The sequence below is a fragment of the Arthrobacter sp. 01N444 genome, assembly GCF_056399305.1.
The window spans coordinates 59,580-71,883 of the sequence record NZ_JBFTRB010000017.1 but is presented as its reverse complement, the minus strand read 5'-3'; the positions used below and the strand labels follow the sequence as shown (position 1 = coordinate 71,883).

Here is a 12,304-nt window from a genome sequence, read left to right as displayed (position 1 = left end):
TACGGAGGGCCTGGATCAGAGGCTTCCAACGGCTTCGCCGGGGATCACGATTCCGAGCTGGTTCCTGATGGCGTCGGCGACGGCCATGGTCCGGATGGATTCGGCGAGCGGCCGCTGCGGAACCTCCAGCTGCCCTGCCGCAATGGCGCGGGCGACGGCGGCAGCCTCGAAGTGCAGGCCTTCGAAGTGTGCTCCGGCCGGCTCCTCGTAGGCCAGCCGGGTACCGTCCGGGAAGTGGACGCTGAAGTTGCCTGGCATGTTGAAGGGCCCGTCAATTGACAGTGAAGCCTCGGTGCCCACAATGGTGGCGGACGTCGGCGTGAAGTTGTGCAATTGGGTGTTCATCATGGCCTGGCGTCCGCCGGCAAAGGACATGACGGCCGAAAGCTGGGCATTGACTCCGGATTCGTGCGGTTCACCGAGTGCCAGCAGGCGGTCCGGTTCGCCCAGGACGGACGTGATGAGCGAGAGCGGATAGGTCCCCAGGTCCAGCAACGGGCCGCCCGCCAGAGCCGGGTCGAAGATCCGGTGGCTGGGGTCAAAGTGCTCACCGTATTCGGCGAAGACCGTAGTAAGGACCCCGAGCATTCCGGAGTCGAGCACTTGCCGGATGACGTCGAACTTGGGCAGGAAAAATGTCCACATGGCTTCGGCGGCGAACAGGCCGGCGTCGGCGGCCCGGCTGGCGATGCCGGCCGCCTGCGCGCGGTTGATGCCTATCGGCTTTTCGACCAGAACGTGCTTGCCGGCGTCGAGCGCCATGAGGGCGGCCTCGTAGTGGAAGTTGTGCGGCGTGGCCACGTAGACGATGTCGACGTCGGCGGCCGCCAGCTCCTCATAGCTGCCGAAGGCAGCGGGGATGCCGTGCCGTCCAGCAAAGGCTTCGGAACGGTCCAGCGAGCGGGACCCGATTGCGGCGATAATCTGCGAGGTGTGCGCGTGGACGGATTCCGTAAAGCGTTCCGCGATCCAGCCGGGACCCATAATGCCCCAGCGGAGCGGTGGTGCGCCTCGGGAATCCGGGACCCGGGACACCGGGAGTGAGGAGTTCCCGGTCATGTGCCGGCCGCGCTGGTGTTGACATCGATTCGCATGAGACTCATAGCCCTTTCCCTGAATTTGTCCTGACATAGTAACAAGCCGTTTCATCCTAAAAAAGCCCTGAAGAAATAGCCACTCCACCCCGGCGCCACCCACTAGTCTTCCGGCATCCTCCTCGCCGCCCCGCCCGCGGGCTTGCCCCTGACCGCCCGTCTCCAGGATGCGCGTCGATACTTTGAGCGTATGTCAAGACAAACTCTTGACTGTCTTGTTAGAGCGCTCTAACGTTGAAGGTGTGTGATCCAGCACACTCCCGGGAACGCTCCCAATTCAAAGTCCGCCCTCCAGGTCGGCCGAATCGAGGAAGTCAACAATGTCGTTGCACACAGCAAGCTCGCCCGCATCGGGCTCAAAACACCGCGGGTACCTCGCCCGTCTCACTGTCATCTCCACACTCGGCGGACTCCTGTTCGGCTACGACACCGGCGTGATCTCCGGTGCGTTGCTCTACATGCAGGACTCCCTGAGCATGAGCCCGGTCGAAGAGGCCACCGTCGTCAGCGCACTGCTCTTTCCTGGTGCCGCGGTGGGCGCACTGAGCGGCGGCAGGCTCGCCGATAAGCTTGGGCGGCGCGGCACGCTGCTCGTCTGTGCGCTGCTCTTCCTCCTCGGCGCGATAGGCTGCGCCATCGCACCGACCGTCGGGTTCATGGTCGTTGCCCGCGTCATCCTCGGTCTTGGCGTCGGCGCCGCCGCCGTAACGTGCCCCCTCTACCTTGCGGAAATGGCGCCTGCACACCTGCGCGGACGCATGGTCACCATCAACGAACTGATGATCGTGACCGGCCAGATGCTCGCTTTTGCCATCAACGCACTCCTCGACGCCGTCATCCACGACGCCGAAGTCTGGCGCATCATGCTTGGCATTGCCTCCATCCCCGCCATCGCACTCCTGATCGGCATGCTCGCCCTGCCCGAATCGCCGCGCTGGTTCGCTATCCGCGACAGGCTCGACGACAGCCGCCGCATCCTCAACCTCAGCCGCAGCCCTGAGGAAGCCGATTTCGAGTACAAAGAAATCGTTGAGTCCGCGAATACCGCCCGGAACGAGCGCTCCAGCGCCTGGCGCGATCTGAAGAACAATCCATGGATGCGCCGGCTCCTCTGGGTCGGCATTGGGCTCGCCGCAGCCCAGCAGGCAACGGGCATCAATACCGTGAACTACTACGCCCCCACCATCCTCGAGCGCAGCGGCCTCGGCGTGAGCGCATCGCTCGTGGCGACCATCGCCGTCGGTGTGACGTCGGTGCTGATGACCGTCCTGGGCATCTGGCTGCTGGGCTTCGTCGGGCGCCGCCGCATGCTGGTCATTGGCTTCTCCGGGGTCGTGGCTTCGCAGGCACTCCTCGCAGTCGTCTTCACGCTTCCCCAGTCGGACCTCGTCAGTTACACCATTCTGGCGGCCATGATGCTGTTCGTGGCCTTCGTGCAGTGCTTCATCGGCACGTGCGTATGGCTATTGCTCTCCGAGATCTTCCCGTTGGCCATCCGTGGCTTCGCGATGGGCATTGCGGTGTTCGCCCTCTGGACCGTGAACGCGGCAATCTCCTTCCTGTTCCCGATCCTCGTCGTGGCCCTGGGCTCAACCGGCACGTTCACCCTGTTCGTGCTGGTGAACATTGTTTCCCTGATCTTCGTGGCGAAATTCGTCCCGGAGACAAAGGGACAGTCGCTGGAAGAGCTGGAGGTGCATTTCCGCACCGGAGGCATACCAATCATCGTGCCCCCCACGGTACCGGGCGAGAAGGCGGTGTCTCTCTGAGAATCGAACGTCCGCAGCCATTGCCGCCAGGGCCTCCCCCACGGGACAGACAGGCGGCCGGCGTCAGGCAGCAGTGGAACCGGCGCGGTTGCCCATGGGGCGGAGGCCGGAACCGCTGTGTTTCCCGCGATACGCTTGCCGGCAGGAGGCCATTTGTCCAGGAACGAACTGAACCAGCATGGAGCGGCCAAACGCGCCACCATTGAGGATGTGGCGCGCGAAGCCGGCGTATCTCGCGCACTCGTATCCCTGGTGCTGAGGGGTTCACCAAAGGTGAGTGAACAAAAGAGGGAAGCTGTTGCCATCGCCATAGCCGCACTCGACTACCGGCCCAGCAATGCGGCCCGCTCGCTCGCCAGCGGACGGACGCAAACAGTAGGAGTGCTGCTGGACGACCTCTCCAATCCCTGGTTCGTGGAGCTGCTCGACGGCATGCAGAACATCTTCCGGGAGCAGAACCTCCGGATGGTCCTCGGCGATCCACGCTATTTGGCCCGCCCAGGGGAAAGCCCGGTGTCCGCCTTCATGGAATTGCGCGTCGACGGCCTCGTCATCGCCGGAGACTTCAACGCCGATGATGACCTCACCCGCGCCACACTGCTCACGCCAGCCGTCGTCGCCGGCACCCGCGCCTTCGACCTCCCGGCAGCGGACCGCGTCACCAACGACGACGCCGCCGGCGCCCGGATGGCCGTCGAGCACCTGATTGGTCTCGGCCACAGCGACATTGCCTTCCTCACCGCTCCCACCGGCTCTGCTACCGTGCGGGCCGACGCCTACCGGGACACCATGACCCGCCACGGCTTGCAGAACTACATCCGAGTGATACCAACGGACTTGAGCGAGCATTCCGGCTTTGAGGCAATGAGCCGCCTTATCGACGGCGGCCAGCCCCCCTCAGCGGTCTTTGCCGCCAACGACATCCTCGCCGTCGGTGCGCTCTCGGCCGCCGACGAGCGCGGCATCAGCGTGCCGGGACAACTCTCACTGGTCGGATACGACAACACCTATCTCGCCGGGATCCGCCACGTCTCCCTGACCACCGTCGACCCCGTCAGCCGGGACGTAGGCATCCGCGTCGCGGAGCTTCTCCTCGCCCGCATCGCCGACCCCTCCCTGCAGCCACGTACCGAAGTGCTGGCCCCGCGCCTCGTCGTTCGAAGCACCACCGCTCCCGCCGCCCACACCTGACACTCTTGGCCACCCAAGGCGGGCGGCCGGCGGCCGCTGCCCTCTGTCGTGGTGCAGTGGCCCTGACTAGACTTGAATTGCGCCGGATTAGACGCATGGATTCGTCTCTGGAGGGCAGGATCATGACAGACCGCAGCGACTCCGAATTGCCCGCGGACCAGGCGCCCGCGGACGTGAAACCAGAAGATAAGGAGCTCCGGGGCCGGTACGTCGAAGGAGCGTACGGTAAGGCTGGCGTGCAGAGAGGCCGGCACGCCGAGGACGAGGAAGGCCAATACGTCCAAGGTGACTACGGTGCGGCCGGCAGGGAGGGCGGCCTGCCCGAACCCTTGGGAGACCGAGCCAAGGAATCCGGGCGCTACGTAGCAGCCGACTACGGCGGCGCTGGCACGGCTCCGGGACGCACGGCCGGGTCGGAAATCGGCCAGTACACCGAAGGTGACTACGGCGCGGAAGGTACTGTAGATCCGCTGCGCAAGGCCGGAACAGGTACGCCTGGCGAAAAGCCGCCGGCCGCGGGCAAGCCCTTCGACACCGGCACCCAGGAGGGCACCTAAAAGCGCCTGCCCGGGGGCAGGCAAGGACGCATCACGAGACTATTCCGGGCTGGTAGGTGCCGGCGCTCCATTCCTGTCCTTGCGGATCGAGCACCCGGCAGCGCCGGGCGCCCCATTGGGTGGCTTCGGGCTCGATCACTGAGGTTCCGCCCGCGGCGAGGGCCTTCTGATGAAAGGCGTCGACGTCTTCGACCAGAAGATATAGTCCCTGGCCGGTTGACTGGCCGATAAGTGGCGGCCGCTGGTAGGCGGCATCGCTACTTGCCACCATTAGCACCGCCTCCCCCATGGAAATCTCGGCGTGCAGCACTGACCCTGCGGGTCCGTCGTGCCGCTGAATAACGCCAAATCCCACGGCCTGGAGCCAGTCCAGGGCTGCGGGTGCGTCACTGTAGCTGAGATAGGCGAATAACTTGGCGTCCATGCCGGAATGCTATTCCCAAGCGCAGCCGTCCGGAACTAGCGTGGCGGAATGAACTCGTCGAAGACCCCCGCCGAGATCCTCAACATAGCCGGCAACGAGGTTCGCATCTCGAGTCCGGACAAGGTGGTGTTCCCCGAACCCGGGCTGACCAAGCTCGACCTGGTCCGCTACTACCTCGCCGTCGCCGACGGTGCGCTGCGGGGCGCAGGCGGCCGGCCCATGGTACTCAAGCGCTTCCCGAAGGGGATCGGCGCTGAGCCGTTCTTTCAGAAACGCGTGCCTGAAAACCACCCCGACTTTATCGACACGGCAACGCTGCACTACGCGTCCGGAACATCAGCCGAAGAGGCCGTCATCCGGGATGCTGCAGGCTTGGCGTGGGTCGTGAATCTCGGATGCCTGGACCTCAACCCGCACCCCGTGCGTGCCGAGGACCTCGAGCACCCGGACGAGCTCCGGGTCGACCTCGACCCGATGCCGGGGGTCGACTGGGCGCAGATCGTCGACGTCGCCTATGTCGCGCGGGAGGTGCTCGACGACGTCGGACTGGTGGGGTGGCCGAAGACGAGCGGTTCGCGGGGACTTCACATCCTCGTGCGCATCGCGCCTCAGTGGTCGTACCGCGACGTGCGGCTCGCCGCAGAGACCCTCGCCCGCGAGGTCGAGAACCGCGCTCCGGGCCTCGCCACCGCACGGTGGTGGAAGGAGGAGCGCGGCGAGAGTGTGTTCGTCGACTTCAACCAGAACGCCAAGGACCGCACCGTGGCATCGGCGTACTCGATCCGGCCCCTGCCCGACGCCCGGGTCTCGACTCCACTCACGTGGGACGAGGTTACCTCCACCCGGCCGGAACAATTCACGGTGCCCACGGTGCTTGAGCGCTTCGCGGCGATGGGCGACCCCCACGCCGGGATCGACGACGCGGCAGGGACACTCGACAGGCTCATCAGTCTGGCTGCCGGGCTCGGCCCCGCCGAGAAGCCGCCGCGCGGCGGCGACGGCTTGGGCCGCCGGCAATCGGTAATGCCGCTCATCGAGGTGGCAAGGACCAAGACCAAGCCCGAGGCGCTCGCGGCGCTCGAGGAATGGAAGACCCGGCATACGGACCTCTTATCAGCCCTGCACCCCGCAGACGTACTCGTCGACGGAATGCGGGGATCGAGTTCGCTCTGGTACCGGGTCCGGGTGAACCTGCAGCACGTCCCGGAAAAGGAGCGTCCGCCGCAGGAGGAACTCATCGCCGACTACGACCCCTGGGCCGGCAAAGAGTGGCCGGGGCGCCCTGGATCCTGACCGCCGGATCCTGACACCAAGGACGGGCTCAGGCGTCCTGAGGCTTGTCCGGCTGCGCCAGGGTGTCTGCGTGGCGGTGGGCGACCTTCCATTCGCCATCCTCGCGTCGGTAGACTTGGGTCACGCGCAGTGTGTAGTCCCTCGGCTCTCCGTTCACCGAGGCGCTCGTATGCTCGTACCCAACGGTGTAGGCCATGTCCCCGATCACGTCGGCAGCAATCACCTCGTGCGTGTATGACGTGCAATCCGAGAAGGATGCCTCCAGCTGACGGAAGATGCGCCCCACGTCCTCGGAACCGCTGCCGGACATCCACGCGCCAAGCACGGTAACGGGCTCTCTTCGGGACCAGATGGCGAACCGCGGCGCGGCGTCGCCGTTATGCAGGGCGGTCTCGGCGTCCTTGAGGCGCGACCCAACCCAGGCCATGAAGTCATCCAGCTCACTCACGTCGGACCTCCAAAGGGCTCACTGTCCGTCAACGGCAGGATAGGTCTATCGCCGTCCAGGCCGTCCCGGCCCCGCCATCCTAAGCGTGCCTCGTGGTGGCTGCAAGGTTGGGGGTTACCTCTGCCCCGGGCAGCTGCGGGCTAGAGGCCTCGCCTCGATTCCAAGCTTTCCGCAAGGGGGTTCAGGCAAGATTCGGTCCGAGGTATGCCAATTGATTGCGGGGTGGTTGTTATGGATGAGAAGCCGAGGCCGAAACTCTCGGCCCTATTTTGGGTGGTTTCCGTTGCCGTTCTGGGTGCACTTGGGGCATTGGGCTGGTACGCGGTGAACGTCATAGCCGCCCTGCTGTCCCCGTCGGTGCGTTGAATATGTCTCGACGCTCCTGACACCCAATTCGACGCACACCCGGGTTGCGGGATCCATTTTGCGGCTGCCATCGCGGCCGGCCGCACATCACCGCCGTCCAACATGGCAAAAGGCGCGGCGGGGTGCACGCCGGGCCTGAACGCCAGATCTTCGCGTTAGAAGTTGACAGCGGCATAGGCTTCCCGACGACGCAGGGCACGCTTACGGTGGGCAAGAGGAGCAGGACACAAGACCTTAGAAGGGACCCACCATGCTGATCTGCGCAACCTGCGCCGTGGAACGCGACGAACCTACGCCGGGGGTCTGCCCGATCTGCACCGACGAGCGGCAGTATGTACCCGAGGATGGACAAATGTGGCTCACACTGGACGGGCTGGCGCAGGAGGGCCAGCAGACGGTGTTCAAGGAAAACGAGCCGGGACTTGTCGGCATCCGGACAGAGCCAAGAGTCGGGATCGGCCAGACCGCTCAGCTTGTGGCGACACACGAGGGTTCGCTGTTGTGGGATCCGGTCGGGTATGTCGACGACAGCGCTGCGAAGGCAGTGCTCGAGCGGGGCCCGGTCCTGGCGATCGCCGCCAGCCATCCACACATGTTCGGTGTGCAGGTCGAATGGTCGCATCGGCTCGGCGGTGTCCCCGTACTTGTGGCGGATGCAGACCGGCGATGGCTGGGGCGCAATGATCCGCTCATTAAATACTGGTCCGGCAGTCAACCTATCGCCGAAGGGTTGACCCTGCACCAGACCGGGGGCCATTTCCCGGGCAGCGCGGTCGTGCACTGGGCTGCAGGAGCCGGCGGCAAAGGAGTTTTGCTGACTGGTGACAGCGTGTATCCGAATCCAGACCGTCGCTCCATCGCCTTCATGCGCAGCTACCCTAACCACGTGCCGCTATCCGGCGCGGTGGCGGTGCGAATCGCCGCGCAGCTGGGAGAGCTCAACTTCGACCGGATCTACGGCAACTTCAACAATGTCATCGCGTCCGGCGCCAAGGCGATTCTGCACAATTCCGCCCAACGGCACGCTGCTTGGGCGCGCGGCGACTTCGACCATTTGACCTGATCCGTCCAGTTCCCCTTTTGCGTTAGCGTGGGATCAAGCGCCGCAGTAGACGTCAGAGGTATCGGAGCCATCATGGCGACAGGAGACCCCCGGGTTCTCACGGCGCTCTCATCCGTTCCCCCTATGGAATCCGAAGAAGCGGAGTAACAGTGAAGGCCATCGTGTACGAAAAGACAGGGCCATCGTCCGTGATGACCCTCCAGGACAGGCCACTGCCGGCACCCGGACCGGGCCAGGTCAGAGTCCGGGTGGTGGTCTCCGGGGTCAATCCCACCGACTGGAAGTCCCGGGCCGCCGGCGGGACCGGCAGCAGGCTGGAGGCACCAAAAGTGCCCAACCAGGATGGTGCCGGCGTTATCGACGAGCTGGGATCCGGCGTGCCGTGGCTGTCCGTCGGCGATCGTGTTTGGCTCTGGGACGTCGCCTGGGGCGGCACTGAGGGCACAGCCCAGGAGTACGTGGTGGTGCCGGCCGCGCAGGCCGTTGCCCTTCCAGACATGGAGTCTTTCGACACGGGCGCATCCCTGGGGATCCCGGCACTGACGGCACATCGTGCACTGACCTCCAGCCAGGACGGCGCGGCCAGGCTTTCGCCGGGCGCCCTGGAAGGGCGGGTGGTGCTGGTCACCGGTGGCGCGGGTGCGGTCGGGCACGCGGCCATTCAGCTCGCCCGCTGGGCCGGGGCAACCGTCATCGCGACCGTGAGCGGGGAGCGGAAAGGTGAACTTGCCCGCCGGGCCGGCGCGCACAGTGTGATCAACTATCGCACTGCCGACGTCCCACAGGCCGTGCACGAGGCAGCCCCTGGAGGCGTTGACACGATCGTCGACGTCAATGCTCCGGCGAACATCGGCAATGACCTCAAGGTGGTGAAGCCGGGCGGAACCATTTCCATTTATGCTGCCAACCCCGGTGAATCCTTGGCCATTCCCATTCGCGAGAGCATGGGCAAGAACGTCCAATTCCAGTTCATCCTCACGTACACCGTGACGGAGCAGCAGAAGGCGGCGGCCGTCGCCGCCGTCGCCGATGCGCTGAAAGCGGGGGCATTGCGGGTCGGCGATGAGCACGGACTGCCCCTCACCCGCTTTCGACTCGAGGAAACCGCGGCAGCGCACGACGCCGTAGAACAAGGCTTCGTCGGGAAGGTCCTGGTCGACGTGTCCGCGGCCTGACCACCTTCTGCGTGTCCGGCGAGGAGCCCGCGACCAGACAATGCGTTCGGCATACTGGTTCCATGCAGGCGACGACGGTGCTGGTCGAAGGTGAGAGTGACCGGCTGGCGGTTGAGGCGCTGGCCTTCCGCCGTGGCCATGACCTGGCAGCCTTGCGGGTGTCGGTCGTGCCGATGGGAGGCGCGACCAGCATCGTCCACTTCCTCGACCGCTACGGACCGAATGGCGCAGGCCACTGGTTGTTGGGCCTGTGTGATGCAGGGGAATCCCGTGGCATCGCCCGCGCGCTCGGCCGGGCAGGTATCGGGCCCGGTTCGCTGGCCGAGCTTGGGTTCCACGTCTGTCACGCCGATCTGGAGGACGAACTCATCCGCTGCCTGGGGATCGATGCCGTGCTCAAAGTCATCGCCGCTCAAGGCGAGCTCGCGTCGTTCCGGCTCCTGCAACGCCAGCCGTCACTGCGAGAGCGGCCAATAACGGCGCAGTTGCGCCGGTTCTTCGGTGGACGCAGCGGCAACAAGGTCCGATACGCGCCACTGCTGGTCGACGCCTTGCCGGCCGGACAGGCGCCTCCGCCGCTCGCCCGCCTAGTTGCATCATTCCCGCTGTGATCCTACTGTCCAAGAAATGGTCGAATGCCTTCACCGTGTCGCGGGCATCCCGCTATCTATGTGCGGCGGTGGATGGACTTGTAGCTCAGGTACGCGTTCAGGCCTTCAATCCCGTACTCGGTGCCAAGGCCGGAATCGTGCCGGCCGCCAAAGGGGGCTGCATGGTTGGATGCGAAGAAGTTGATGCCCACGGAGCCCGTGTCCATCCGGTCGGCCGCGTTCAGAGCAGCCGCCGCGTCCTGCCCGAACACCAGACCGCCCAGCCCGAACTCGGTGTTGTTCGCCAGCGCGACGGCCTCGTCAACACTGCCATCGGCGTCGTCGTATTTTAGGATGCACAGGACCGGGCCGAAGATCTCCTCGCGGGAGATCCGCATCTCCGGGGTGACGTCGGCGAAGACCGTGGGCTGCACGAAATAGCCGCCCTCAAGGCCACCGCCTAACGACGCCGCACGCCCCCCGGTGGTGACCCGCGCGCCGTCGGCCAGGCCCGACTCCACGTACTCCAGCACGGTCCGGTACTGGGACTCCGTTGCGCAAGGGCCGAACACAGTGTCCGCGTCGAGCGGATCACCCTGCTTTCCGGCCGCAATCGTGGCCGTGACCATCTCCACCACTTCGTCATAACGGCTCGCGGGCGCCAGGATCCGGGTCGAGATGTAGCAGGTCTGGCCGGTGTTTCGCATCGACGACCGGATCAGCACCTTGGACATCGCGCCCAGATCCGCATCAGGGAGCACAATGGCGCTGGACTTCCCGCCCAGCTCCAGCGTGACCGGACGCAGCAGTTCCCCGCAGGCCGCGGCAATTTTCCGGCCCACCGGCGTCGATCCCGTGAACGCCACCTTATCGACGCCCGGGTGCTTCACCAGCTGATCCCCCAGCCGGCCGGAGCCGGTTACCAGGTTGACCACGCCCGCCGGAACCCCGGCCGCGGCGACGGCCTCGATAATCACCCGGATGGACAGCGGCGTGGGCGACGCCGGCTTGATCACCACGGTGCAGCCTGCCAGCAGAGCCGGCGCCAGTTTGATGACCACCAGGTTGATGGGGAAGTTCCACGGCGCGATCAGCGCGCAGACTCCCAGCGGGTCGCGCCGCACTACTGACTCGCCGCCGCCGCGCGGGAAGGGGCGGACATCCTCATGCTCAAGGTACTCGGCGAGGGTGGCGAAGTACCGGAAGATACCGGCCGCGTTGGCTGCCGCCCCGGCGGATTCGGACACCGGTGAGCCGTTTTCCCTCGAGTTTGTCAGGGCAAGCTCCTGGGCCCGGTTCTCCACCTCCTCAGCGATCCGGAGAAGGTAGCTGGCGCGTTCAGACGGGGTAAGCCGGGGCCACTCCCCCTGAAAGGCGCTCTGGGCAGAGACGACGGCGGCGTCCAGGTCTTGCGGCGTTCCGTCCGGCACCGAGCCCCACACTTCGCCCGTAGCGGGGTCGGTCACCGGGTTGCGGCCGGTGCCCCGCGAAGGCTGCCACGCGCCGTCGACAAAGATCGTATCCACATGCGTATGCGGCAGGGACAGCTCCGTCCGGGCTACCAGGGCAGGAGCATCATGCGTGGCGGAGGTCATCGGATCACCGCCGTCTTAAGAAGGGCGTTGGATCGGTTTAGGTCCGCGGCGGCCATATCGTGGGCGGCCTGGGTGATGAGTTCGGGCAGGATCTCGGTGGCCAGCCTGTCGGTGTACGTGGCCGGGTCCATGGCGAACCACGAGGAGGCGAGGGCGATCCCGGCGCGGTCGAAGCGCCATAGCCTGTCGGCATCGCGCATCAGGGCGTCTTCCAGGGACCGGGCCACCGGCCGGGTGTCGTGGCCGTCGATGATCTCGCAGACGCGCTCAATGAATTCGGTGGAGTATCCGAGGGCGGGGAGCACCCGGCGGGCCACGTCGCAGCCCTGCTGCTCGTGTTCGTAGCGGATGGCGGCCTTCCGCCAGTCACCGGTGAAGCCCTCGGATATGATGCGGGATTCATCAACGTGGGCCCAGCCAGTGTCGTGCAGCACGGTGGCCACGCGCACCAGTTCAGCGTCGGCGCCGGGATAGGCCCGGCACAGCCGTTCGGCGTAGGCCAAGGAAATCGGCAAGTGGATGTCGTTTCCGCGTGTCCGCGTCTCATGGACCACGGCCCTCCACAGCGCGTCGAGTTCCTGAACGGCAGCCGGGGTATTGCAGATGGCGGTGGTGTCTACCGGACCAGCCGCGGGAACAGGCCGGACGCTGTACTCCGCGGCAAAGGCCTGGGCCGGCACGTCCACCGGTTCAGCGGCGGGGCTGGCTGCGACCGGAGTCTTGGGGGTGCTCATAATGC

At 65.7% G+C, this 12,304-nt stretch carries 12 protein-coding genes; 7 read left to right on the top strand and 5 right to left on the bottom strand.

Annotated features, from left to right (window positions below; genetic code table 11):
* Positions 1-15: 15 nt before the first annotated feature.
* Positions 16-1,059 carry a Gfo/Idh/MocA family protein gene (locus tag AC1DKN_RS16950; protein WP_476871975.1) on the bottom strand — a complete coding sequence of 348 codons (1,044 nt, stop codon included), beginning with the start codon at positions 1,057-1,059 and terminating at the stop codon, positions 16-18.
* Positions 1,060-1,414: 355 nt separating this feature from the next.
* Here AC1DKN_RS16950 and AC1DKN_RS16945 point away from each other — a divergent pair, with 355 nt between their 5' ends.
* The 3 genes from AC1DKN_RS16945 to AC1DKN_RS16935 all read left to right on the top strand — a co-directional run bounded on the left by AC1DKN_RS16945 (position 1,415) and on the right by AC1DKN_RS16935 (position 4,611).
* On the top strand, positions 1,415-2,863 hold the full coding sequence (locus tag AC1DKN_RS16945; RefSeq protein WP_476871974.1) for a sugar porter family MFS transporter: 1,449 nt from the start codon (positions 1,415-1,417) through the stop codon (positions 2,861-2,863).
* Positions 2,864-2,980: 117 nt separating this feature from the next.
* On the top strand, positions 2,981-4,054 hold the full coding sequence (locus AC1DKN_RS16940) for a LacI family DNA-binding transcriptional regulator (protein WP_476871973.1): 1,074 nt from the start codon (positions 2,981-2,983) through the stop codon (positions 4,052-4,054).
* A gap of 95 nt (positions 4,055-4,149) precedes the next feature.
* Positions 4,150-4,611, top strand: coding sequence for a hypothetical protein (locus AC1DKN_RS16935; RefSeq protein ID WP_476858709.1), 462 nt, complete (start codon positions 4,150-4,152; stop codon positions 4,609-4,611).
* A 31-nt stretch (positions 4,612-4,642) separates the two neighbouring features.
* Here the strand turns inward: AC1DKN_RS16935 and AC1DKN_RS16930 are convergent, their stop codons facing one another.
* Positions 4,643-5,035, bottom strand: coding sequence for a VOC family protein (locus AC1DKN_RS16930; protein WP_230009733.1), 393 nt, complete (start codon positions 5,033-5,035; stop codon positions 4,643-4,645).
* A 48-nt stretch (positions 5,036-5,083) separates the two neighbouring features.
* Here AC1DKN_RS16930 and ligD point away from each other — a divergent pair, with 48 nt between their 5' ends.
* Positions 5,084-6,328, top strand: a complete 1,245-nt coding sequence (gene ligD, locus AC1DKN_RS16925; RefSeq protein ID WP_476851147.1) for a non-homologous end-joining DNA ligase — start codon at positions 5,084-5,086, stop codon at positions 6,326-6,328.
* Positions 6,329-6,356: 28 nt separating this feature from the next.
* Here the strand turns inward: ligD and AC1DKN_RS16920 are convergent, their stop codons facing one another.
* Positions 6,357-6,776 carry a nuclear transport factor 2 family protein gene (locus AC1DKN_RS16920; RefSeq protein ID WP_476871972.1) on the bottom strand — a complete coding sequence of 140 codons (420 nt, stop codon included), beginning with the start codon at positions 6,774-6,776 and terminating at the stop codon, positions 6,357-6,359.
* A gap of 616 nt (positions 6,777-7,392) precedes the next feature.
* Here AC1DKN_RS16920 and AC1DKN_RS16915 point away from each other — a divergent pair.
* The 3 genes from AC1DKN_RS16915 to AC1DKN_RS16905 all read left to right on the top strand — a co-directional run bounded on the left by AC1DKN_RS16915 (position 7,393) and on the right by AC1DKN_RS16905 (position 9,991).
* Positions 7,393-8,205, top strand: coding sequence for an MBL fold metallo-hydrolase (locus AC1DKN_RS16915; RefSeq protein ID WP_476871971.1), 813 nt, complete (start codon positions 7,393-7,395; stop codon positions 8,203-8,205).
* Positions 8,206-8,354: 149 nt separating this feature from the next.
* The gene (locus AC1DKN_RS16910) at positions 8,355-9,380 is read left to right on the top strand and encodes an NADPH:quinone reductase (RefSeq protein ID WP_476871970.1); all 1,026 of its coding nucleotides are present in this window, start codon (positions 8,355-8,357) and stop codon (positions 9,378-9,380) included.
* 62 nt (positions 9,381-9,442) lie between these two features.
* Positions 9,443-9,991, top strand: coding sequence for a TOPRIM nucleotidyl transferase/hydrolase domain-containing protein (locus AC1DKN_RS16905; protein WP_476871969.1), 549 nt, complete (start codon positions 9,443-9,445; stop codon positions 9,989-9,991).
* 56 nt (positions 9,992-10,047) lie between these two features.
* Here AC1DKN_RS16905 and AC1DKN_RS16900 read toward each other — a convergent pair whose 3' ends face one another.
* Positions 10,048-11,565, bottom strand: coding sequence for an aldehyde dehydrogenase family protein (locus AC1DKN_RS16900; protein ID WP_476871968.1), 1,518 nt, complete (start codon positions 11,563-11,565; stop codon positions 10,048-10,050).
* The gene (locus AC1DKN_RS16895; RefSeq protein ID WP_476871967.1) at positions 11,562-12,299 is read right to left on the bottom strand and encodes an HD domain-containing protein; all 738 of its coding nucleotides are present in this window, start codon (positions 12,297-12,299) and stop codon (positions 11,562-11,564) included. Before AC1DKN_RS16895 ends, AC1DKN_RS16900 begins: the two co-directional genes overlap by 4 nt.
* Positions 12,300-12,304 lie beyond the last annotated feature (5 nt).